This window comes from Pseudomonas syringae KCTC 12500 (assembly GCF_000507185.2).
In the GTDB taxonomy this organism is placed as follows: Bacteria; Pseudomonadota; Gammaproteobacteria; order Pseudomonadales; family Pseudomonadaceae; genus Aquipseudomonas; species Aquipseudomonas syringae.
In genome coordinates this window covers 5,385,626-5,411,418 of the sequence record NZ_AYTM02000002.1, presented here as the reverse complement: position 1 = coordinate 5,411,418, position 25,793 = coordinate 5,385,626, and the positions used below count along the sequence as shown (strand labels likewise).

Sequence of the window (25,793 nt, the reverse complement as noted above, 5' to 3'; positions counted from 1 at the left end):
GGCCAACCGATACGGGCCGCGCGGATGGACCTGACGAATGCGCTCCACCATCCGCGCAGCCAGACACTCCATGGTGCGTAATTGCTGCTGCCCAAGACCAATGCCCGGCAAGCCGTAAATCGGAAAGTCACCCTGCAGATGTTGCCCAAGCACCGGGAAATAAGCATCCAGCCCGGTGAAATCGTGCAGCAGAAACAAGGGTGACTCGCTGCCACCGGCGCGCACTGTGATCACCTCCCGAGCCTCGTCCGGCGATCCTGGACGCTGATCGAGCAATCCGGCCAGCGCTGCAACGCTAGGGTGCTGGAACAGCTCGGCCAGCGTCAGTGACACACCTGCTTTTTGCAGCAGGCTGACCAGGCGGATGGCCGACAGCGAATGGCCGCCCAGTTCAAAGAAACTGTCGTGCCTGCCGATTTTTCCGACTTCAAGAACCTCGGCCCACAAGTCCGCCAGGCGCTCTTCCAGAGCCGTTGAAGGCGCCTGGTAAGCGAGGTTCGCCAGTGCCGCCAGGTCGGGCGCAGGCAACGCCTTGCGGTCGACTTTGCCGTTCTGGGTCAATGGCAGCGCATCAAGGCTTACAAACACCGCAGGCACCATGTACTCCGGGAGTTGACCCAACAGATGCGCGCGCAAGGCGGCACTGTCGAGCGACGCATCACGACGGGTGAAGTAACCCACCAGACGCAACGTGCCATCGTCCAGACGCTGGGTGGTCACCACCGCTTCGCCGACGCCCGGGCATTGCGCCAGGTGCTGTTCGATCTCGCCTGGCTCGATACGCACGCCACGAATCTTCACCTGATCATCGTTACGGCCCAGGTATTCAAGCGTCCCGTCTGACAGCCAGCGCACAAGATCGCCGGAGCGATACATGCGCGCGCCGGATCTGTCGCTGAACGGATCGTCGAGGAAGCGTTCTGCGGTCAGGTCCGCTCGGTTCAGATAGCCACGAGCAACGCCAGCGCCGCCGATGTACAACTCGCCGGGCACCCCGAGTGGCACGGGCTGGCCACGCGAATCCAGTACGTACAGTCGGGCATGGGTAACCGGCTTGCCGATGTGCAACACCTCGCCAGGCTGCATCCGGCCAGAGCTGGCCACCACCGTGGTCTCTGTCGGGCCGTAGTTGTTGACCACGGCAAAACCGGGATCACGGTTGAAATGGCGCAAGCGATCACCGCCAATCAACAGAGTTTGCAGCGTCGGATGGTGTAATTCACGGCTGAAGGCGTATTCGGCCACGGGGGTCGGCAGAAACGCCACCTGCAGCGGCTGGGCCAGCCACCAGTCGAGCAGCACATCGAGCTGTTCGTTGCCAATCTCCGCAGGCGGCAGGTGCAGCACCGCACCGGCACACAGCGCAGGCCAGACTTCCCAGGCCATGGCGTCGAAACCGAACCCGGCAACGCTGGCGGTATGACTGCCGGCACGCAGGTTGAAGGCTTCACAGTGCCAATCCACCAGATTGTTCAGCGTGCGGTGCTCGACCATCACGCCCTTGGGCAGCCCGGTGGACCCCGAGGTGTAAATCACGTAAGCCAGATGTTGCGTGGTCATTTCCGGCACGGACGGGTTGTCGGTGCGCTGTGACCAGTCCGGGCGATCAAGCGCGATCACCGGCACCTGCAGTTCGGGCAGACGTGTCAGCAGGTCGAATTGAGCCAACACCACCACAGGTTCGCTGTTCTCCAGCAGGTAGTTGATGCGTTCATCCGGGTGGCCCGGATCGACCGGTACGTAGCACGCCCCGGCTTTCAGCACTGCCAGCAGACCGGCCAGGGTCTCCAGACCCCGCCGCGCGACCACCGCCACCCGGTCGTCAGGACGTACGCCCAGCCCGATCAGGTGATGGGCCAGTGCGTTGGCACGGGCGTTCAACTCGCCATAGCTCAAATGCTGGTCGCCCGCCTTTGCGGCCATGGCGTTCGGTTGTTCCAGCGCCTGCTGTTCGATACGCAGATGAACGGGCAGCGGGCACTCCGCCGTAAGGCGATCGGCATTGAAGCCATCGAGTAGCTCGTTTCGTTCGGCGCCGGGCAGAATATTCAGTGCCTGAATCGGTTCCGAAGGTGCCTGTTCAAGCGCGTCGACCAGTCCCTCCACGGCGCAGGCAAGATATGCACAAACACGTCGGGCATCGATGCCTTTCGAGGTCAGCGCAGTCAGGTCGAACGCCTCGCCCAGATCATCGACGCTGAGCGTCAACGGATAGCTGCTGCGCTCGCCAGACTGTAGCAGCTCGATGCCCTTCCAGGCCTTGCCGGCAGCCTCGTTTGCCTCACCGGGTGCAGCGCTGTGGCGGTAGTTCAACAGTGCACTGAACAACGGCGCACCTGCAGGCAAGGCGCTGCAACGCTGCGCGATTGCCAGAGAAGCCTGTTCGTGGGCAAGCAATCCGGTCAGGCGGCGGTGGGTTTGGGACAGAGCATCGCGTGCACTCTGATCGGCCAGGTCGATGCGCAACGGCAAGGTGTTGATGAACACCCCGAGTGTGCGTTCGGCGCCCTCGCTGCCGTTCAAGCGACCCAACAGTACGGTGCCGAACACCACGCTGTCACGCCCGGACAATCGGCCCAGTACCTGAGCCCAGGCCAGGTGCATCAGGCTGGCAGGACTGACACCCAGCTGCCGCACTTGATGACGTAACCGCCTGCTCAGGTCCATATCCAGACGCAGTCGGGCCTCGCCTGCAACGTCCGGCCCTGGCAACCAGGTCTGGGCGTACGCCAGGGTCGGCTCATCCAGATCGCCCAATTGCTCGCGGAAGAACGTCTCATGCGCGTCGTCACCGGCCCCCAGCAAGGTCTGCGCGATGTAGTTGCGATAAGGCACTGGCGCGGGCAGTTGCGCTGCCTGATCGAGCAGCACCGCCTGCAACTCCTGGCTCAGCAGGTCCAGGGCAACGTGGTCCATGATCAAATGATGGAACAGCAGGACCGCGACGATACGCCCGCTGTCCGGGTCATCGGCGTGAATCAGCCGCAGCAGCGGTGCACGTACAAGTTCCAGCGGCTCGGGATTATCCAGCGCCGCCAGCGGCACCTCGATCACCGGCAGATCGGCATGTCGCCAGACCACTTGCACAGGCGTTTCCAGGCCGTCCCAGCACAGTGAAGTGCGCAACACGTCGTTGCGGGCGATGACCTGTTGCAGCGCCTGGCTGAAGGCCTCCAGTCGCGAGCGGTCGGCAAAGGCGAAGCGTGCCTGCAAGCGATAGGGATCATCCTCGGCGGCGGACAGGTAGTGATAGAAAATACCCGCCTGCAGAGGCCCCAGCGGGTAGATGTCCTGAATATTGCTCGCACCACCGGTAACGCTGGCGACAACGCGATCGATCCCTGCCTGGTCCAGTTTCACCAGCGGCAACAGGTCCGGGGTTATTGACGTGCAATCCGCACCGATCAGGTTGGCCGGAATCTTCACCTGAGCGCCGCTGCCAACGGCGCGTGCCAAGGCGGCCAGGGTCGGCTGGGCAAACAACACGCGGATATCGGCATCCATGCCACGGCGACGCATGCGTGCGATCAGAGTAACGGCGAGCAGCGAATGGCCGCCGAGCTCGAAGAAGTGATCGTTGCGCCCTACTTGCTCGACTTGCAGCAAATCGCTCCAGATATCGGCCAGGGCCATTTCCAGCTCGCCTTGCGGCGGCTCGTATTCACGCCCTGGCATGGCCTCGCGATCCGGCACCGGCAAGGCACGTCGATCGACCTTGCCGTTGGCGGTCAATGGCCAGGCATCGAGGCGCACGAACGCACTCGGCACCATGTAGCCCGGCAGGCGGTCCAGCATGTCGGCACGCAGCCTGGCGATATCAAGCGCCGAGCGCGGGCCTTGCTCAATGAAGTACGCCACCAGACGTGACTGTCCAGGTTCGTCCTCGCGCGCCACCACCAGCGATTCCTCGATACCCGGCAACGAGGTCAGTTGCGCCTCGATTTCGCCCAGTTCGATACGCATACCGCGGATTTTCACCTGATCGTCGTTACGCCCCAGATAGTCCAGCGTGCCGCCTGCATTCCAGCGAGCCAGATCACCGGTGCGGTACATACGCGCCTGCGGGTGCTCGCAGAACGGATCGCTGAGGAAGCGTTCGGCAGTGAGTTGCGGCTGATTCAGATAACCTCGTGCCACGCCTTCACCGCCGATGTACAACTCGCCGGCAACACCGGTCGGCACCAGTTGCTGCTGCTCGTCGAGCAGGTACACGCGGGTGTTGGCGATCGGTTTGCCGATGTCGAGGCTGCCGTCAGGCAACAGACGACCGGAGGTGGCGACCACCGTGGTTTCGGTCGGGCCATAGTTGTTGATCACGGCAAACCCCGGCTCACGGTGGAACTGCCGCAGGCGATCGCCGCCGATCAGCAGCGTCTGCAGCGTCGAGTGATACAGCTCGCGGCTGAACGCATATTCGGCCACCGGTGTCGGCAAAAACGCCACCTGTAGCGGCTGGGCCAGCCACCAGTCGAGCAGCACATCAAGCTGTTCATTACTGATTTCGGCTGGCGGGATATGCAGCGTTGCCCCTGCACACAGGGCCGGCCAGACTTCCCAGGCCATCGCGTCAAAACCGAAGCCGGCCACAGTGGCAGTATGGCTACCGGCGTGCAAAGCGAATGCCTGGCAATGCCAGTGAACGAGATTGGCCAGCGTGCGGTGTTCGACCATCACGCCTTTCGGTTGTCCGGTCGAGCCAGAAGTGTAAATCACATACGCCAGATCGCCGGGCGTCTGGCCCGACAACAGCGGATTTGCCGGTTGCTCAGGCCATTGAGGGCGATCGAGCGCGAGCAGTGGCACCGTCAGTGCAGGGAGGCGCGCCATGAAAGCCTGTTCAGCGAGCACCACCACTGGCGCGCTGTCGGTCAGCAGATAGTTTATGCGCTCATCGGGGTGCGCCGGATCCACCGGCACATAGCAGGCACCGGACTTGAGCACGGCCAGCAGACTCACCAGCGTGTCCAGCCCACGGCGCGCGACGACCGCGACGCGATCATCCGGGCGCACGCCCAGGCTGATCAGATGATGGGCAAGGCTGTTGGCCTGACGGTTCATCTGCGCGTAGCTCAGTGACTGCTGGCCGCCCCTGGCGGCAACGGCTTCGGGCATGCCCTCGGCGCGTGCCTCTATCAGGGCATGAATGGTCTGACCTTGCGGCAGGCTCACCGCGCTGGCGTTAAGAGTGTCGAGCAGATACTCGCGCTCCTGCGGGCCCACCAGCGGAATATCAGCGAGCACTGCCTGCTGGTTACTCACCAGCGTGCGCAGCAACTGTTCGAAATAACCGCAATAGCGCTGCACCGTTGCCTCATCGAACAGCGCAGTGGCGTAGTCCAGCGTGCCGAACAACGCATCACCCTGTTCGCCGAGGTTAAGCGACAGATCGAACTTGGAGACCTGACTCTGCTGTTCGACCGTTGCCAGCGACAGCCCGTCCATCTCCGGTAAGGTAGTTTCCCCGGCCAGCCAGTTAAGCGTTGTCTGGAATAACGGGCCATGGGCCAGGCTGCGTGTCGGGCGGACGATTTCAACCACCTGCTCGAACGGCAGGTCTTGGTGGTCCTGAGCCTCCAGTACTCGCGTCCTGACCTGTGCCAGCAGCGCCTCACCGGTGGCTGCCGATGCTGTGTCGATGCGTATGGCCAGCGTGTTGACGAACAGGCCGATCAGCCCTTCCAGCTCGGCGCGACCACGGCCCGCGATCGGGCTGCCGACGACCACCTCGGCCTGACCGGACAGACGCGCCAGCAGTGCGCCCCACGCAGTCAGCAAGGTCATGTACAGCGTAACGCCTTGCCGCTGAGCCAGCGCACGCAGGCCGGCAGTCAGTTGCCCATCCAGCCGTACGTTCAGGCTGGCACCGGCGAAATCCTGCTGCGCCGGACGCGGCCGGTCGACAGGCAGGGTCAGCAGTGTCGGCGCGCCTTCCAGCACCTGCCGCCAATAGGCAGCCTGGTGTTGCAGACGTTCACCGCTCATCCAGCCCTGCTGCCAGACCGCATAGTCGGCGTACTGGATGCTCAGCGCTGGCAGTGGATCGGTCTCGCCGCGACGCAGCGCCGGATACAACGCAAGCAATTCGCGGGTCAGAACGCCCATCGACCAGCCGTCGGAGACGATGTGGTGCACGGTCAGCAACAATACGTGCCGCGCGTCTTCCACCTGCAGCAGGCAGCCACGGATCAGCGGCCCCCGTGTCAGATCGAACGCTGCGGTAGCCTCTGCTGCGACGCGTTCGGCCAGGGTTTGCGGGTTTTGACGCAGGTCTTCGATGTGCAGGAACGACATGGCCGCCGGAGCTGTGAACACGACTTCAGCCCCCTCCTCACGGGCAATGAAGCGGCTGCGCAGGGTTTCGTGGCGCTCGACGATTCGCCCAAGCGCGGCTGTCAACGCGGCGACATCCAGCGATCCTTGCAGACTGAGGGCCAGCGGGATGTTGTAAGCCTGATTACCGCCTTCCATCTGTGCCAGAAACCACAAACGCTGCTGGGCAAACGACAGCGGTAGCGACTGATCACGCGGCGCAGGCAGGATCAGTGACAGTTCACTGCGTCCCGCACCAGCCAGCGCACTGGCCACGGCTGCCAGTTCGCCCAGCGCGAAGAGTTCGCCCAATGGCAATTCCATGCCCATCTGCTGACGCACCTGCGACACCATGCGCATGGCCAGCAGGGAATGCCCGCCCAAGTCGAAAAAGTGATCGTGGCGACCGACCCGCTCGAGCTGCAGCACTTCAGCCCAGATCTGCGCCAGAGCGATTTCAATCTCGCCCTGCGGTGGCTCGTAGGCCAGCCCCAACAGCGACGAATGATCCGGTTTGGGCAGTGCACGGCTGTCCAGCTTGCCGTTGGCGGTCAACGGCAGAACGGTCAGCTCGACAAAGGCCCCAGGTACCATGTATTCCGGCAGGTTAGCCTGCAGGTGAGCACGCATTTGCTCCGGTGCAGGCGCCTCGGCGTCCAGCCGGCTGGTGAAGTAGGCAACCAGACGCACATGGCCCGGCTCATCCTCGCGCGCCAGAACCACAGCTTCCCTGATGCCCGGCAACTGATGTAGACAATTGACGATCTCGCCCAGCTCGATACGGAAACCACGGATTTTCACCTGGTCATCGTTGCGCCCCAGGCACTCCAGCTGGCCATCCTCCAGCCAGCGGCCCAGATCGCCGGTGCGGTACATCATCGCGCCGGGCTGATCGCTGAACGGGTCGGCGATAAACTTCTCTGCGGTCAGGTCCGGGCGATTCAGATAACCCAGCGCCACACCGTCGCCACCAATGTAAAGCTCGCCAATCGCCCCCAACGGTGTCAGGTGCTGATGAGCGTCGAGCACGTAGACCGTCGTATTGCCGATAGGTGTACCGATCGGTACCGACTCGGCGTGATCGGCCAGTGTTCTTACATCACTGGCCGTAGCGAAGGTAGTCGTTTCAGTGGGGCCGTACGCGTTCAACAGGTGCAGGCCCGGAGCCTGGGCAAGCAGCGTGCGGAAGCTCGCCGGATCGGCGCGCTCACCGCCGGAAAGCAACAGCCGAAGACCGCTGAGTGCCTCGGGGATCAGTTGCACGTACTGGTTGAACAGTGCGCTGGTCAAGAACAGCACACTGACATTGCCCTGACGCAGAGCCGCGCTGAAACGCATCGGGTCGATCAGCGTGGTGTGCTCGATCACCAACAGCTGCCCACCGTTGAGCAAGGCACCCCAGACTTCCATGGTGCTGGCATCGAATGCAGGGTTGGAGGCAAAGGCGATGCTGTCCTGCTCGTTGAAGTCGGCATAACCGTTGTTCAACACCAGCCTGGCAATGCCGCGATGGGCCACACGGACGCCTTTCGGGGCTCCCGTCGAGCCAGAGGTGTACATGACGTAAGCTGCTGTGTCGGATGCCTGTGGCAGGCCCGGGTCATGCGCAGGCTGGTCGTCAAGGTTCAACTGGTCCAGATTGATGCGTTGCACCGTCGAGCCCATCGAGGTGGCGCTCTGCGTCAGCACACATTTCGCCTGGCAATCATCGAGCATGTAATGCTGGCGTTCGGCAGGCGCATTGACGTCCAGTGGCACGTAGGTCGCTGCGCATTTGCCGACCGCCAACTGGCTGATCAGCAGTTCCAGTGAGCGCGGTAGCAAAATCGCCACATGCTCGTTGGGCCGCACACCTTGCCCCAGCAGGTAGTGAGCCAAGTGGTTGGCGCGCTCGTTCAACTCACCATAAGTGAGTGAGCGACGGCCATGCACGGCCGCCACTGCATGCGGATGAAGCGCAGCGCGGCGCTCGAACAGACGGTGCACGGGCTGCCCGCGTGGGTAGTCACGCCGGGTATCGTTGAACGTTACCGACATCTGCTCGCGTTCTGCCTCCGGCACCACTGACGATTCAATCAGGGCTGCTGCCGACTGCTGCTCCAGGGCCTGCACCAGATGGACAACGGCTTGTTGCACGTAGGCGCAAATCCGTTGCGGATCAATACCCGGCGCAGCCTGGGCTGTCAGGCTGAAACTATCGCCGAAGTCATCGATACTCAAGGTCAGCGGGTAGTTACTGCGCTCCTCTGCGTGCACGACCTCAATCCCTTGCCATGCCGTGTTGTTCGCCTGGTCATCGACCTCAGGCACAGCGCTGTGGCGGTAATTGAGCAGCGTATTGAACAGTGGTGCGCCAGCCGGCAAGGCGCTACAGCGCTGGGTCAAAGCCAACTGAGCGTGCTCATGGGCGAGCATCCCGACCAGACGACCATGGAGGTCGAGCACTGCACTGCGCGCGCAGTGCCCGACCAGATCCATGCGCAATGGCAAGGTATTGATGAACACCCCCAAGGCGCGCTCGCCCCCCTCACCGCCGCGCAACCGTCCAAGCAGCACGGTGCCGAATACCACGCTGTCACGCCCGGACAACTGGCCGAGCACCTTCGCCCAGGCGAGGTGCATCAACGTGGCGGCGCTGACACTCAACTGCCGTGCCTGATCGCGGATCTGCCGGCACAGGTCGCTGTCCAGCGTGAGTCGGGCCTCGCCAGGAATCTGCTCTGCGGATGCCATGGCCAGACCATAAGGCAAGGTCGGCTCATCGATATCGCCCAACTGCTCGCGGAAGAACGCTTCATGGGCGTCCTCTCCAGGCCCTTGCACAACGTGGGCAATGTAGTTTCGATAAGGCACAGGCGCTGCAAGCTGAGCTTCGTTGTCCAGCAGGATGGCCTGCAACTCATGGCTCAATATATCGAGGGCGATGTGGTCCATGATCACATGGTGGTAGCGCAGCACCGCTGCGATCCTTTGGTTGGCCGGATCATGGGCATAAACCAGCTGCAACAGCGGCGCCTGCGTCAGGTCCATGCGCGGCGCATTAAACAGGTCTTGCAAGGCTGCCTCTTCAACCCGCAGAGGCGCCTGGCGCCAGACCACTTGTACCGGTGCTTGCAAACCTTCCCAGAACAACCCGGTGCGCAGAATATCGTTGCGCTCGATCACTCGCTGCAAGGCATTGCAAAAAGCCTCAAGACGCGAGGCGTCGGCGAAGGCGAACTGCGGCTGCAACAGATAAGGATCGCGGTCCCCGGCGGTCAGGTGGTGGTAAAGAATACCGGTCTGCAACGGGCCCAGCGGGTAGATATCCTGCACATTAGCGGCACCGCCCGGCACCCGCGCCACGATACGCTCAATGGCGGGCTGGTCCAGCGCTACCAAGGGCAGCAGTTCAGGGGTGATGCGCTGGCAGTACGCATCGATCAGGTTGGCTGGCACATCGATTTCAGTGTCGCCACCGACGGCCTCGGCCAGCGCCGCCAGCGTTGGCTGGACAAACAGAACGCGAATGTCCGCACGCATGTCCAGACGACGCATGCGCGCAATCAGGGTCACGGCCAGCAACGAGTGGCCGCCCAGTTCAAAGAAATTATCCTGACGACCGACCTGCTCCACATGCAGCAGCTCGGCCCACAAGCTTGCCAGGGCGATTTCGATCGGTCCTTGCGGCGCTTCATAGGCCCGGCTGGCGATGCTGTCGCGGTCCGGTGCCGGCAGGCTTTTGCGGTCCAGTTTGCCGTTCGCCGTCACCGGCAGGCTGGCCAGCCGTACATAGGCCGCAGGCACCATGTATTCGGGCAGCAGGCCCGACAGCCAGGCACGCAACTGTTCGATATCCAGCCCGGCTTTATCTTCAGCCGAGGTGTAATAGCCAACCAGTCGTTTGTCACCCGGCACATCCTCGCGCGCCACAACCACAGCGTCGAGAACATCTGGATGATCGTTCAGGCGCGCTGCGATCTCACCCAGTTCGATACGGAAACCGCGAATCTTGACCTGTTCGTCATTACGGCCCATGTATTCCAGGCTGCCATCGGCCAGCCAGCGGCCCAGGTCACCGGTACGGTACATCCGCGCATTCGCTACGTGGCTGAACGGGTTGTCGAGAAAGCGTTCAGCCGTCAGTGCTTCACGGTGCAGATAGCCCCGCGCCACACCGGCACCGCCGACATACAGCTCGCCAACCACACCCATCGGCACGGGCTCGCCGCGCGCATCGAGAACATAAAGCTGCAAATCGGGAATGCGTCTGCCGATCGGGCTGGCGCCAAGGCGCTGGGCGTCTTCGGGCTGCAACGGGTAATAGGTCACATGCACCGTGGTTTCGGTGATGCCGTACATGTTCACCAGTTGTGTGCCGGCGTTCACGTTGCGGGCATACCACGGCTTGAGTATCACGGTGTCCAGCGCTTCACCGCCGAAGATCACCTTGCGCAACGAATGCGCCTGGCCGTTCTCGCCCTGTGCAGCAATGAGCTGACGGAACGCACTCGGCGTCTGGTTGAGCACCGTCACCCCGGTGCTGCACAGCAGTGTGTAGAAGTCTTCGGGCGAGCGGCTGACCAGCTGCGGCACGATTACCAAATGCCCGCCATGCAGCAACGCGCCCCAGATTTCCCAGACCGAAAAGTCGAAGGCGAACGAATGGAACAGCGCCCAGACATCCTGCTGGTTGAAACCGAACCATTCTTCGGTGGCCGAGAACAGTCTCGCGACGTTGCGATGTTCGATCATCACGCCTTTGGGCTTACCGGTGGACCCGGAGGTGTAGATCACATAAGCCAGGTTGCCGGGCGTTACCGGCACCTGCGGATTACAGACGGATTCGTCCTGCAAGTCGTCGTCGAGACAGATCACCGGCACTTCCGAGACCGGCAAGGTGCCCTGCACTGACCGCTGACTCAACAACGCCACCGGTGCGCTGTCGTCGAGGGTGTAAGCCAGACGTTCAATAGGATAAGCCGGGTCCAGCGGCACGTAGGCGGCACCGGCTTTGAGAATCCCCAGCAGGCCCGCGATCATCTGCAGGCCGCGAGGCGTGCAGATGGCGACTCGGTCGTCCGCACCGATGCCCATGCCAATCAGGCGATGTGCGATCCTGTTGGCCTGGGCGTTAAGTGTTGCGTAGCTCCACGACTCCTCTTCATAGCTGACGGCAATCGCATCCGGCGTGCGCTGCGCTTGCGCTTCAAACTGACTGTGCAGCGTCTGCTCTTGCGGATACACCGCATCGGGTGCATTGAAGCCCTCGGTCAACTGCCGACGCTCGGCCTCCGACAACAGCCGAATGTGGCTCACCACCGTCTGGCTGTCAGCCACCATGGCGCGCAGTATCGCTTCCAGATACCCCAGGTGGCGTTCGACGGTGCCATGGTCAAACAGCGCTGTGGCGTATTCCACGACGCAGCGGAAATGATCGGCGCCATCGCTGACGCTCAACGCCAGGTCGAATTTCGCGAAAGCGGCCTGTTCATCCAGCGGCTCGAGCTGCATATCGCCCAGTTGCAATTCCAGCCCCTGGCTGCCGTCCCAGGTCAGTGATGCCTGGAATAACGGGCTGTGCGCGAGGCTGCGTGGCGGCCGCAGGCGCTCCACCACTTGTTCGAAAGGCAGGTCCTGATGATCCTGCGCTTCCACCACGCGGGCCTTGATGCGCTCCAGCAGCGTCACCACATCCGGCTCGCCCGACGTATCGACACGCACGGCCAGGGTATTGACGAACAAACCGATCAAGCCTTCGATTTCGGCATGACGGCGGTTGGCAACCGGCATGCCGACGACCACCTCTTCCTGTCCGGACAGCCGCGCCAGCAAAACAGCCCAGGCGCCCATGAACAGCATGAATGGTGTCACCGACTGCGTCTGGCAGAAGGCTCTGAGGTCGTTGCTCAAACGCGGGTCGAGATCCAGCGCGACGCTGGCCCCGGTGTAGTCCTGATGCGCGGGACGTGGACGGTCTGTGGGCAAGGTCAGCAATACCGGCGCACCCGTCAGGGTCTGCTGCCAGTAATCGGCCTGATGACTCAATCGTTCGTCGTCCAGCCAGTTGCGTTGCCACACGGCGTAATCGCCATACTGCAGGGCCAGCGAGGGCAAGGGATCCTCCTGCCCTTGACTGAACGCCTGGTAGAGCGCGGTCAGTTCGCGGGTCAGCACGCCCAGCGACCAGCCGTCGGCAACGATGTGATGCACGGTCAGCAGCAAGACGTGACGGTCTTCAGCCAGACACAGCAAACGGCCACGGATCGGCAAGTCGCGCTGCAAGTCGAAGGGCTGCGCGGCCTCTTCCCTGATCACGGCCTGCAGCGCTTGCGGGTCCTGATCGCGTAAATCCTGCCAGCAGATGCCCGGTACCTCAGTCACAGGCGCTGCCTGTACCCAGGCGATGTCGTCTTCCTGACTGAAGCGGCTGCGCAGGCTGTCGTGGCGGGCCACGATGCGTTCCAGTGCACGCGTCAAGGCACGGCTGTCCAGTGGACCGTTCAGTTTCAGGCCCAACGAGATGTTATAGGCACTATTGGCATCTTCCATTTGCGCCATGAACCAGATGCGCTGCTGAGCGGAAGACAAGGGTACCGGGCCGTTGAGTGGCTGAACGTCGATGACCGGCAACTGACTGCGCGCGGCAGCGCTCAGGCAGTGTGCGACCGCGATCAGCGAACTGTCGGCAAACAGGTCGCCAAGGGCCAGTTCCAGTGACAGGCGCTGACGTACCTGAGAAACCATGCGCATGGCCAGCAACGAATGACCGCCCAGCTCAAAGAAACGGTCATGACGCCCTACGCGCTCGACCTGCAGCAATTCGCTCCAGATCAGGGCCAGCGCGGTCTCAAGCTCGCCTTGCGGGGCCTGGTATTCGCCGGTCGACAGCGCGGTGCGGTCGGGCACCGGCAAGGCACGGCGGTCGACCTTGCCATTGGCCGTCAGTGGCCAGCTATCCAGGCGCACCAATGCGCCGGGCACCATATAACCCGGCAGGCGGGCCAGCAGTGCGGTACGCAATTGCTCCACTGTGCTGGAGGCAGCGCCGGCACGCTCAGTGAAATAGCCCACCAGCCGCGCTTGCCCCGGTTCATCTTCGCGAGCCAGGACCAGTGCCTCCTCGATACCCGGCAATTGGCTGAACTGGTTTTCGATTTCTCCCAGCTCGATGCGCACCCCGCGAATTTTCACCTGATCGTCATTACGACCCAGGTACTCCAGCGTGCCATCGGCATTCCAGCGTGCCAGATCGCCGGTGCGGTACATGCGCGCCTGTGGTTGCCCGGCGAACGGATCATGCACAAAGCGTTCGGCAGTCAGTTGCGGCTGATTCAGGTAACCGCGGGCCACACTGTCGCCACCGATATACAGCTCGCCCGGCACCCCGAGCGGGACCAGCTGTTGCCGCTCATCAAGCAGGTAAATCGAGGTGTTGGCGACCGGTTTGCCGATGTCCAGGCTGCCGTCGGGTAATAAACGACCGGAGGTGGCGACCACCGTGGTTTCGGTGGGGCCATAATTATTGATCACCGCAAAGCCCGGATCGCGATGGAACTGGCGTAGCCGGTCACCGCCGATCAGCAGCGTGCGCAGGGTTGGATGACGCAGATTGCGACTGAAGGCGTATTCGGCCACCGGCGTGGGCAGAAAAGCGACCTGCAACGGCTGGGCGATCCACCAGTCAAGCAGCGCATCAAGCTGCTCATTGCCGATCTCGGCCGGCGGCAGGTGCAGCGTCGCCCCGGCGCACAAGGCCGGCCAGACTTCCCAGGCCATGGCGTCGAAACCGAAACCCGCCACACTGGCGGTATGACTGCCCGCACGCAGATCGAAGGCCTCACGGTGCCAGTCGATCAGATTGTTCAGCGAGCGGTGCTCGACCATCACGCCCTTGGGCTGGCCGGTCGAGCCCGAGGTGTAGATCACGTAGGCGAGATGGGTCGAGTCGAGCGTGTCGACGTGAGGGTTGTCTTGCTGCTCGGGCCAGTTTGCCAGGTCCAGTTCGATCAGTGGGGTGTTCAATCCCGGCAAGCCCAACCCTTGCAGGCGTTCGACAAAGACTGGTTGAGCCAATACCGCAACCGGCGCGCTGTCGCCGAGCAGATAGGCAATGCGCTCGTCCGGGTGCGCCGGATCGACCGGCACATAGCCCGCACCGGCCTTGAGCACTGCCAGCAAGCCGACCAGCGTCTCAAGGCTGCGCCGCGCCACCACCGCCACGCGGTCATCGGGTTGTACCCCAAGACTGATCAAATGATGGGCGAGCGCATTGGCGCGTGCGTTCAGCTCGCGGTAGCTCAGGTGTTGTGTGCCCACCTGTGCGGCAATAGCGTCAGGCTGCTGCTCTGCCAGCAGCTCAATACGCTGATGAGTCGTCAGCCTGCGTTCGTAGTCGGCACGTCGGTCATTGAAATCCAGCAGCAGCTGCGCTCGCTCGCTGGCGGGCACGATATCAAGCTGATCGACCGACATCTGCGGCGTCTGCTCCAGCGCATCGACCACACTTTCCATGGTCCATTGCATATAAGCGCAAATGCTTTGCGGGTCGATGCCTGCGGCGGTTTGTGCCGTCAAGCCAAAGGCTTCACCCAGATCATCGACGCTCAGCACCAGCGGATAATTGCTGCGCTCCTGAGCCTGCAGCACTTCAATGCCTTGCCATGTTTCACCGGACGCTTGCGCCGGTGCACTGTGGCGGTAGTTGAGCAATGCGTTGAACAACGGCGTCGGCGCCTTTACCCCACTGCAGCGCTGCGCCAGTGCCAGCGGTGCGTGTTCGTGGCGCATCAGCGCGGTCAGGCGCTGGTGAGTGGCGCGCACTGCGGCTTGCACGCCTTGCTCGTCCAGATCGAGGCGCAGCGGCAATGTGTTGATGAAGATGCCCAGCGCCCGTTCTGTAGCCTCGGCACCCAGCAGGCGCCCCATCAGCACGGTACCGAATACTACCCGCGACTGCCCGGCGAGGCCCGCCAGCACCCGTGCCCAGCCCAGATGAAACAGGCTGGCGACACTGATGCCCAGGGTTCGCGCCTGGGCGCGCAGGCGCAGACACAGCGGCTGATTGAGCGTGACGCTGTGCTCTTCGATCGCATCACCCTCGCCGCTCAGATCCTGCAGGCCGTAGGCCAGTGTCGGTTCGTCGAGATCACCCAGCATCTCGCGGAAAAACGCTTCGTGCTGAGCTTCGCTGATGCCCAGCAGTGCTTGCCCGACATAGTTGCGAAACGGTACCGGTACGCCCAGCATTTCGGCTTGCCCCGACAGACAGGCCTGTATTTCATGGCGCACCACCTCAAGGGCACTGTGGTCCATGGCAATGTGGTGGAACAGCAACGTAGCCTCGACCCGCTGACCTGCCACGGGTGCATGGCAGATCAGACGCATCAGCGGTGCCTGGCCCAGGTCCATCGTCAGGTCTGCCGCGAGCGGCGAGCTGTCGACCTTCAGTTCAGCGTGGCGCCAGACCACCTGTAACGGGGTTTCCAGCCCCTTCCAGTGTATTGAGGTGCGCAGAATGTCATGCCGGGTGATGACGCTTTGCAGCGCCTCGGCGAACGCGTCCCGACGCGCCTGATCAGAAAAGGCGAATTGCACCTGCATGACATAGGGATCGCCTTGGGTGGCGGTGACGTGGTGATAAAGAATGCCCTGCTGCAGCGGTGCCAGCGGGTAAATGTCCTGGACATTCGCGGCACCTCCCGGTATCGCGTCCATCAACAGGTCGATAGCCGCCTGATCGAGCTTTACCAGCGTCAACATTTCGGGAGTGATTCGCTCGCAACCCTGCTCGATGCCGTTGGCTGGCAATGCCGGTGCGCCGCGCTTGCCGTTCTGATAATCGCCCTGTTCGATGAGCTCGATCAGCGCCGGCTTATGCTCGCGCAGATGTTCCAGCAGCCCGTTCTCGGTCAAGGCACGGCGATTGCCCTGCACCACCAGTTGACCGTCCTTGACCGTCAGGTGGATTTCGTGAGCTTTGAGTGTCGCCAAGAGTTCGTTGATGCTCACAGGGTAATCTCCATGTTCTCTGTGATGGCTGCGTAGCCCGCCAGCGTAGGTTGTTCGAAAAGCGCCCGGACATCGGCCTCGATGCCTTCCTGGCGCAGGCGCGCAGTCAGGCTCACCGCCAGCAGCGAATGACCGCCCAGCTCGAAAAAGTTGTCGTGACGGCCTACCTTTTCGACCCCTAGCAGTTCGCTCCAGAGCCTGGCCAGCAAGGCTTCGGTTTCGCCTTGCGGTGCTTCATAAGGGCGGGTCAGGAGCGCATCTTGCCCGGGCGCAGGCAGCGCCTTGCGATCCAGCTTGCCGTTGGGGCTCAGGGGCATTTCATCCAGATGCACGAACAGTGCGGGCACCATGTAATCCGGCAACTGCGCACGCAGCACCTCACGCAAGGTCTCGACCGACAGCTGTGTGCCGGTGTAATAGGCCACCAGCCGCTGCCCGCCTGGTTGCTCGTCGCGCACCAGCACGACCGCCTGTTCGATACCCGGATGGCTGATCAGGCAGGCCTGAATGTCGCCCGGTTCGATACGCAACCCGTGGATCTTCACCTGATCGTCATTGCGGCCAAGGAACTCCAGGTTGCCGTCTGCCCGCTGGCGTACCAGATCGCCACTGCGGTACAGGCGGTCGCCTGCTACGAAAGGGCTGTCGATAAACCGTTCGGCATCGGTCTTTGGCAGGTTCAGGTAGCCACGCGTCACCCCGGCACCGCCGATATGCAGCTGGCCGATAACCCCCTGCGGTACGGGCTGGTCATGGGCATCGAGCACGTAAAGCCGCGTGTTGCTGATCGGACGCCCGATAGGCAACGCACTGTCCGGCACGGCTTCGTCGGGTCGCAGCGTCCAGACACTGCAATCGACTGTGGTTTCGGTCGGGCCATACACGTTGTGCAGGCGTACCTCTGGCAAACGTTTGCGCAGCTGTGCGGCCATATCCACGGTCAGCTCACCGCCCCCGCAGACAACGTCGGTCAGGCTGCTGCACGCGCTGCTCTGCGGCAGATCGAGGAACTGCTGCAACAACGCAGGAACAAACTGCACCACGCTGACCTGGCGCTCCTGAATCACTTGTGCCAGGTAGGCCGGATCACGCTGGCCATCAGGACGCGCCAGCACCAGTGTAATACCGCTGCTCAGTGGCCAGAAAAGCTCCCAGACCGAGGCGTCGAAGCTGATCGGGGTCTTTTGCAGCATGACAGTGCCCGAGGTCGGTGGGCACAACACCGAGCTCCACTGCACCAGGTTGCTGACGTTGCGGTGCTCGACCATCACCCCTTTCGGCGTACCGGTGGAGCCCGAGGTATAAATCACATACGCCAGATGCTCCGCCGTCAAACCGGGAACGCGCGGATTCTGATCACGCTGGGCGTCCCAGGTCACGCTGTCCAGATCGATCCGCAGCGCGTGCTCGTCGTCAAGCAGATCGCGAGTGCCGGCCTGTACCAGCAAGGCGACCGGCGTGCTGTCCTTGACCATGTACTGCAAACGTTCGCGCGGGTAGCTCGGGTCCAGGGGTACGTAAGCGCCACCTGCCTTGAGGATCGCCAGCAGACCGATCACCATCGACAGGCCGCGCTCGACACAGATCGCAACCCGCTGATCAGGCCGCACGCCCAGATCGATCAGGTGATGCGCCAGGCAGTTGGCCTGTTCGTTGAGCTGGCGATAGCTCAATTGTGCACGCCCGGCGCGCAGGGCTATAGCCTGCGGCGTACGCACCGCCTGGGCTTCGAACAGCCCGTGCAAGGTTTGCTGAAGATCGTGATGGATCGCCGTGGCGTTGAACTCGACCAGCGAGCGATGCCGCTCTTCAGCGCCGAGTACCGACAGATGCTGCACCGGCAGATCCGGCTGGCCTTCAAGGGCGTCAAGCATGGCCGTCAGCGTCTGCTGCACATAAGCACAGATACGTTGCGCCCCTACCCGAGGTGGCACGGTAACGCTCAGGCGCAGGCTGTCGCCCAGATCGTCAACGTTGAGGCTCAACGGGTAGTTGGTGTGCTTCTCGCTGGTCAGAATCTCCAGGCCTTGCCATGCGTCGAGCTGCGCATCCTGTCGCGCCTGGCCTGCGGCGTGTCGATAGTTGAGAATTGCACTGAACAACGGCAATGGTGCTGCCACCCCGCTCCAGCGCTGTGCCTGAGCCAGGGATGCGTGCTCATGGCCAAGCAGTGCTGCCAGTCGGGCATGCGTGGCGCGTGCGCCGTCGCGCACGCTGAGGTTGCCCAGATCGACCCGCAACGGCAGCGTATTGATGAACATGCCCATACCACGGTCGGCACCCGCACCGCCCTGCAGGCGACCCAGCAGCACAGTGCCGAATACCACGCGGTCATTGCCGGTGGCCGCGCCCAGCACCCGCGCCCATGCCAGATGCAACAGGCTGGCGACGCTGACACCCAGTTGTCGCGCCTGACTGCGCAGGCGCTGTAGCAACGCATCGGGCAGCACCTGCTGGGCTTCCTCAATGCAACGGCCGTCACCCTGCACATCGCGCAGATCGAATGGCAACGTCGGCTCGTCTATATCGCCCAGTTGTTCGCGAAAATATGCCTCATGTTCCGCTTCGCTGACACCCAGACGTGCCTGGGCCACATAGTTGCGATACGGCACGGCGGGCTGAGTCGGGCCCGGCTCGCCGCGTAGATCGGCGAGCATTTCCTCACGCATGATTTCGAGCGCGGTGGCGTCTACCACGATGTGATGGAAGCGCAGTATTGCCGACAGGCCTGGGCCGGTCGGGTCCGGGCAGTAGGCCAGACGAATCAGCGGCGCACAGTTCAAGTCCATGCGTGCCGCGCCCGCCGGGGCGTCGATTTGCGCCAGTGTCACCCGTTCGACAAGCAGATCCGCCTGGCGCCAGACCACCTGTTGCGGCGTTTCCAGCCCTTCCCGGACGATCGCCGTGCGCAGACTGTCGTGCCGCCCGATGACCTTGCGCAAGGCAGCGGCCACTGCCTCCAAACGCTCCGGACTGTCGACGTTCATGCGCAATTGCAGCAAGTACGGGTCGCCCTGTTCGGCAGTCAGGTGGTGATAGAGGATGCCTTCCTGCAGGGGCGCCAACGGGTAGATTTCCTGAACATTGGCCGCTCCGCCAGGCACCGTGGCGACAATGCGCTCGATGGTCGTCTGGTCGAGCTGTGACAGGCTCAGCAGGTCCGGCGTGATGTGTGTACAACCGGCCGGAACGCGATTGAGCGGCGTCGGGATTTCACGCCCTTTGCCCACCGATGCGGCCAGCGCGGCGACGGTCGGCTGACCGAGCAGGACGCGTACATCGACGCTGAGCCCGGCATTGCGCAGGCGCTCGACCAGACTGACCGCCAGCAGCGAATGGCCGCCCAGTTCAAAGAAATTGTCATGACGACCGACATGTTCCAGGCCAAGTACATGCGCCCATAAATCAGCCATGAGGATCTCTGTTTCACCCACGGGGGCCTCGTAGGCCTGACTGGTCAGCGCTTCCAGCTCCGGGTCCGGCAAGGCACGGCGGTCAAGCTTGCCATGGCTGGTCAGCGGCAGCGCGTACAGGCGTGTGAAGGCCAGCGGCACCATGTGCGCGGGAAGGCGTGCACGCAACGCCTCGCGCAGCGCTTCGGGTTCGACGGGAGCGTTTTCGGTGAACCAGGCCAGCAAACGTTCACCGCGCACCAGCACCACAGCGTCCTGCACCTCGGCCTGACTGGCCAGAACCGACTCGATTTCGCCCAGCTCGATGCGCATGCCGCGAATTTTCACCTGATCGTCGTTGCGTCCCAGGTAGTCGAGGCTGCCATCGGCATTCCAGCTCACCAGATCGCCGCTGCGATACAGGCGCGCCTGCGTTGCAGCACTGAACGGGTCGGCGATAAAACGCTCTTCGGTCATTTGCGGACGATTCAGATAGCCACGGGCAACCCCCGCACCACCGATGTACAACTCGCCGACAACACCTATGGGCACCGGCTGCAACTGCTCGTCCAGCACATACACGCGAGTGTTGGCGATCGGGGCGCCGATATGCAAAGGCCCGCCCGGCTGCACGGCACCAGAGGTCGCCACCACGGTGGTTTCAGTCGGGCCGTAGTTGTTGATCACGGCGAAGCCAGGGTCGCTGTCGAACTGGCGCAAGCGGTCGCCGCCGATCAGCAGCGTGCGCAGCGTCGGGTGTTGGCGCGGGCGTCTGAAGGCCTGTTCGGCCACCGGGGTCGGCAGGAAACCGACCTGAAGTGGCTGTTCCAGCCACCAGTCGAGCAACTCATCGACGTGCTCGTTGCCGACCTCGGCCGGTGGTAGATGCAGTACCGCACCGGCACACAGCGCCGGCCACACTTCCCAGGCCATGGCGTCGAAGCCGAAACCGGCGACGCTCGCCGTGTGACTGCCAGCCTGCAGAGCGAACGCCTGGCAATGCCAGTGCACCAGATTGACCAGCGTGCAGTGCTCGACCATGACGCCCTTGGGCTGGCCGGTGGAGCCGGAGGTGTAGATGACGTACGCCAGTTTTTGCGCATCAAGGTCCGCAACGCAGGGGTTATTCCCGCAAGAGCCCAGCCAGTCAGCCTGCTCGATGTTCACCCGGGCAGTATCGCCGGCCAGATCATGGGTCGAGTTTTCAGTCAGAACCACGCGGGGCGCGCTGTCCTGCAGCAGGTAGGCGATACGCTCGACCGGATAGACCGGGTCGACCGGCACGTAGGCCGCACCGGCCTTGAGCACCGCCAACATGGCAACCAGGCGTTCGGGCCCACGGTGCAGGCACAGGGCGATGCGCTCATCGGTTTTGACGCCCAGGTCAATCAGATAGTGAGCCAGGCGATTGGCGCGCTCGTTGAGCTGAGCGTAGGTCAGTACATGACCACCCTGAATCACCGCAGGGCTGTGCGGCTGGCTGGCGGCCTGCGCTTCGATCAACACATTGACGGTGCGGCCCTGCGGGAATGGCTGCTCGCTGCCGTTGAAATCGAGCAACAGATGGTTGCGCTCTGCCGCGTCGAGAATCGCTACGTTTTCCAGCCGCAGCGGCAGCGCCTGTTCCAGAGTGTCCAGCAGATGCTCCAGCGTGTTGAGCACCCAGCCAGCGATACGCTCGGCTCCCATACCCTGCTGCGCCAGCATATGCAGGTCGAAACCTTCGCCCAGATCGTCCACACAGAGTGTCAACGGATAGTTGCTGCGTACATCACCACCGAGCACCCGCACGCCTTGCCAGAGCCCTTCACCGTCCTGCGGTTTCACCTCCCCGCTGTGGCGATAATTGAGCAAGGCACTGAACAACGGGGAACCCGATGCCACCGCACTGCAGCCCTGAGCGAGTACCAGCGAAGCCTGCTCGTGAGCGATCAGCGCAGACAGCTTAGCGTGGACCGCCTTGACGGCTGGACGAGTGTCCTGCGCCGTATCCACGCGCAGCGGCAAGGTATTGATAAATACACCGAGCGCCCGATCGGCGCCCTCACCGCCCATGCGGCCCAGCAACACAGTGCCGAACACCACGTCGCGACGATTGGCGAGCACGCCCAGAACCCGCGCCCAGACCACGTGGATCAGACTTGCAGCGCTCACTCCAAGCTGGCGTGCCTGCTCGCGCAGGCGCAGGGCCAGTTCGGGGTCGAGTGCCCGTCGCGCCTCCTCGATGCCACTGCCGTCGGCATGCACGTCCTGTATGCCAAAAGGCAGGGTGGGCTCATCGACATCACCGAGCATTTCAGTGAAAAACGTTGTGTGGCTTGCGTCGTCATTGGCCAGGCGTACTTGCGCAACGTAGTTGCGATACGGCACCGGCGCCTTCAAGTCATAGCGGTGGCCGAACAGCAAAGCCTGCATCTCGCGGCTGACGATCTCCATCGCCGTGTTGTCCAGTACCAGATGGTGAAAGAGCAAAATGGCGACGGTTTCGCCGTTCGACGATTGCTGGGCATGCACCAGACGCATCAAGGGTGCCTGGGTCAGATCCAGTCGATGATGACGGGCGTCAAACTGGCGTTGCAGGCGATCGATTACAGCCGATTCGGGGTCTTCGGCCTCGAACTCGATGGCCTGAACCGTCAGCTCGGCATTGCGCCAGACCACCTGTTGCGGACTTTCCAGACCCTGCCACGCCACCGAGGTGCGCAGGATATCGTGACGGTCAATGACTTCCTGCAAGGCCGCGGCCCAGCTGTACAGACGCTCTGGCGTATCGAACGCCAGACGCCATTGCAGAAGATAGGGGTCGCCCTGTTCCGCGGTCAGGTGGTGATAGAGAATACCTTCCTGCAACGGTGCCAGCGGGTAGATCTCCTGCACATTGGCAGCACCACCCGGCACGCTGGCGACGATGCGATCAATGGCTGACTGTTCGAGCGCCACCAGACTCAACATGCCCGGAGTGATCTGTTTGCAGCCTGCCGGAATAAGGTTTGCCGGCACTTTGAAGGCGCTGACGTCCGTCTGACATGCCGCCAGAGCAGCCAGTGTCGGCTGGCTGAGCAGCACATGCACATCCGCCTTGAGTCCGGCCTTGCGCAGTTGCTCGACCAGGCTGACGGCCAGCAAGGAATGGCCGCCCAGTTCAAAGAAGTTGTCATGCCGTCCTACGCGCCCGATGCCCAGCACTTCTGCCCAGATGACTGCCATGGCGATTTCCACTTCGCCCTGCGGTGCTTCGTAAGCGTTGCCAAGCAGGTACGCCGGGTCCGGATCGGGCAGCGCACGGCGGTCAAGTTTGCCGTTGGCCGTCAATGGCAGCGAGGTCAGCCGGGTAAACGCGCGCGGCACCATGTAGCCCGGCAGGCGTGCACGCATTGCCGGTGCCAGCGTGTCGGTGTCGACCGTGGTGGTTTCAGTGAACCAGGCCAGCAGATGCAGATCGCGAATCAGCACAACCGCGTCTTTCACACCCTCCAGAGTGGCCAGCACCGACTCGATTTCGCCCAGCTCGATGCGCATGCCACGAATCTTCACCTGATCGTCGTTACGGCCCAGGTAATCCAGAGTTCCATCACCATTCCAGCGCACCAGATCGCCGCTGCGGTACATGCGTGCCTGCGCGACATCGCTGAACGGGTCGGCAACAAAGCGCTCCTCGGTGAGTTGCGGCTGGTTCAGATAACCCCGTGCGACACCCCCACCACCAATGTAAAGCTCACCGGGCACACCGACGGGCATCGCTTGCAAGTGCTTGTCGAGGACGTAGACACGGGTGTTGGCGATGGGGCCGCCAATGTGCAGCAAGCCGGTGGCCAGCACCTGACCGGAGGTGGCAACAACGGTGGTTTCGGTCGGACCATAGTTGTTGACCACGGCATAACGGCGGTTGTGGGTGAACTGCCGCAGGCGATCGCCGCCGATCAGCAGCGTACGCAACGTCGGATGATCCTGATCCTGGCTGAAGGCGTACTCAGCCACCGGGGTGGGAAGAAAGCTCACGTCCAGCGGTTGCGCGCGCCACCAGTCGAGCATGGCTTCAATGTCCTCGCCCCCTTCCTGGACCGGTGCCACATGCAGGGTTGCGCCAGCGCACAGGGTCGGCCAGACCTCCCAGGCCATCGCATCGAAACCAAAGCCGGCCAGGCAGGAGGTATGACTGCCCGCCTTCACATCGAACGCCTGGCAGTGCCAGTCAACCAGATTGGCCAGGGTTCGGTGCTCCACCATCACGCCTTTGGGCTGGCCAGTGGAGCCGGAGGTATAAATGACGTAGACCAGATTATCGCTGCCCAGCCCCGCTACCTGCGGATTGTTCTCGGCGCCCTGGCCGTCGATGCAATGGTCCAGCTCGATCAGCGGCACTGCCAGCGGCGGCAGCCGCTCGATCAGCGAAGACAGGGTCAGCACCACCACCGGCGCGCTGTCACTGAGCAGATAGTGCAGGCGTTCGCGCGGGTGCGACGGGTCGATGGGCACATAAGCCGCCCCCGCCTTGAGAACGGCCAGCAGCCCTATCAGGGTTTCCAGGCCACGGCGCGAAACGATTGCCACGCGATCGTCAGGACATACGCCTTGGTAGATCAGACGCTGAGCCAGAGCATTGGCCTGACGGTTGAGTTGCGCGTAGGTCAGGTGTTGCCCCTGAAAAATCGCCGCCACGGCATAGGGGCGAGTACGGGCCTGCTGTTCGATGCGTCGATGAATCAGTTGCTCGTCGCCCGCAACGCTTTCAGTCTGATTCCAGACCTGCAGTTGCAATTGCTCGGCAGGTGCAGACAGCTGGAAGTCCTGAATTTTAAGCGCCGGGTTTTCCAGCCCTTGCTCCAGAATGTGCAGCAAACGCCCGGCAATCGCCGAAGCCTCGTCATCTTCGATCCAGGCACGGTGATGAACCAAGTGCAGCGAGGCATCGTCGTTGCAACTGTTGCTGCGCAAGTGCACGGCCAGCGGCGTCGCTTCGTAGCCATTGGACACTTTTACCGTCTGTGCCTGCGCATCGGTGTAGCAGTAACCATGGTCTTCCAGCTCGTAGGACACCGACACTTCAAACAGCTGCGCCCTTCCCTCACGTGACAATTCGAGGGTGCGATTGAGTTCGCTCAAGGGGAAGCGCTGGTGACGGAAGTCACGTTTCAGTGCGTCGCGCACCTCGACCACCAAGGCACCGAAGTCCAGCTCTTCGGCAAAGGCCATGCGCACGGCGCTGACCTGAGCAAAGTGACCCAATGTCGCCTTGAAGCGCGCACCACTGCGATTGAGCAGCGGCAGCCCTACGATCCACTCGTCGCGTTGCGCAGTGCGCGTGAAATAGACATGCAGAACCGCCAGCAGCACATGAAACGCCGACGCATTGTGGCGCTCGGCAAATTGTTTCATACGCGCATGCAAGGTACCGGGAAGCGGCTGTACCCAGGCGTGGGATGGCGCCGGGTCAGTCGCACGACGGTTGTGATAGCGCGACACCAGCAACGGCTCCGGCAAATCACGGTATTTTTCCAGCCAATAGGCCCTGTCCAGCGAGTAGCGTTGCGACGCCTGATACCTTGCGTCGTCGGCAATGAATGCGCTGTACCCCGGTGCTAGCAGTTCGAGGTCTTTACCTGCGATCAATGCGCTGTAAAGCTCGCCGAGGGACTTGAACAGCTGCGCAAACCCCCAGCCATCGATAATCAGATGGTGGGCCTGGCCTGCCAGCCAGTGTTGGTCATCAGTCAGACGGATTAGACAGAAGTCGAGCAATGGGCTGCCATCCAGCACGTACGGGCGGCGCATGTTGTCATTGATCAGTGCTCGCGCTGCCTGTTCAGGCTCGAAGTGACCGCTGACGTCGTGCAACGGCAAGGACACCGGCAGGCAAGGCGCGTACGACTGAAGCGGCATGCCGTCCGCTCCGGCACCGGGCATCAGGACCGTGCGCAGCACTTCATGTGCGCAAACCAGTTGCTCCAGCGCCTTGTGCAGGGTCGCCGGGTCGACCGCTCCAGACAGTTGCAGGTAGCCGCCGATGTTATAAAGCGGGGACTCACCGCGACTGATCTGATCAAGCCAGACGTCGCGCTGAGCAGCGGTCAATGGGTAGGTTGCGGCGCTGGAGACAAGCAT

At 62.7% G+C, this 25,793-nt stretch carries 2 protein-coding genes (1 of these 2 cut by a window edge); both read right to left on the bottom strand.

From position 1 onward, the window contains the following. On the bottom strand, window positions 1-16,299 hold the 5' portion of the coding sequence (locus V476_RS24060) for a non-ribosomal peptide synthetase (RefSeq protein WP_024960900.1). Its footprint begins 1,482 nt before the window's first position; the window shows 16,299 of its 17,781 coding nt (coding positions 1-16,299); it begins with the start codon at window positions 16,297-16,299; the stop codon falls past the left edge of the window. After that, on the bottom strand, window positions 16,296-25,793 hold the full coding sequence (locus V476_RS24055; RefSeq protein WP_024960899.1) for a non-ribosomal peptide synthetase: 9,498 nt from the start codon (window positions 25,791-25,793) through the stop codon (window positions 16,296-16,298). The genes V476_RS24060 and V476_RS24055 overlap by 4 nt, the downstream gene beginning before the upstream one ends.